This window comes from Pantoea sp. ANP04, assembly GCF_041982285.1.
GTDB classification, from domain to species: domain Bacteria; phylum Pseudomonadota; class Gammaproteobacteria; order Enterobacterales; family Enterobacteriaceae; genus Pantoea; species Pantoea eucalypti.
Genome location: NZ_JAUTYS010000192.1, coordinates 1 through 516, shown reverse-complemented (window position 1 = coordinate 516; position 516 = coordinate 1). Strand labels below are relative to the sequence as shown.

General features: G+C 61.4%; 1 protein-coding gene. It reads right to left on the bottom strand.

From position 1 onward, the window contains the following. On the bottom strand, positions 1-387 hold a 387-nt coding region (locus tag Q7C21_RS23055; protein WP_375151247.1), incomplete at its 3' end, for a uroporphyrinogen-III C-methyltransferase. Between the last annotated feature and the right edge of the window lie 129 nt (positions 388-516).

Below are 516 nucleotides of genomic sequence, written 5' to 3'. Positions count from 1 at the left end.
GATGCAGGAGCTGAGCCCCGGAACGACGCTCACCGCGACGCCTGCCTTGGTCGCCGCTGTGAGCTCTTCGAAGCCGCGGCCGAAAACGAAAGGATCTCCACCCTTGAGCCTGACCACATTTGATCCGGCGAGAGCCGCGGAAAGCATTTGCTGTTCAATCTGGGCTTGGGTAACTTTGTGGTGGCCAGGGCGTTTACCTACATCTACGAGCAGTGCTTGCGGAGCAAGCTCTTGCACCCGGGCCGCGGGACCCAGCCGATCAACGAAGATTAGGTCTGCGTCGCCCAGTGCATTCACTGCGCGCACGGTCAGCAGGTCTAGTGCACCGGGCCCGCCACCGATCAGCGTGATCTGGCCGGTATCAGCGACAGGTCTACGGGTGATCACCGGTAGTCCGCGTTCCCGGGCAGCCTTCCGTAACGCGGTGAATCTTTCGGGGGATGCGTCGCAAATGACGAGCAAGGTGCACGCGTTCAGCTGCGAAATTCCGGTCTCTGGGCTAGAAGCGCAAAGCAC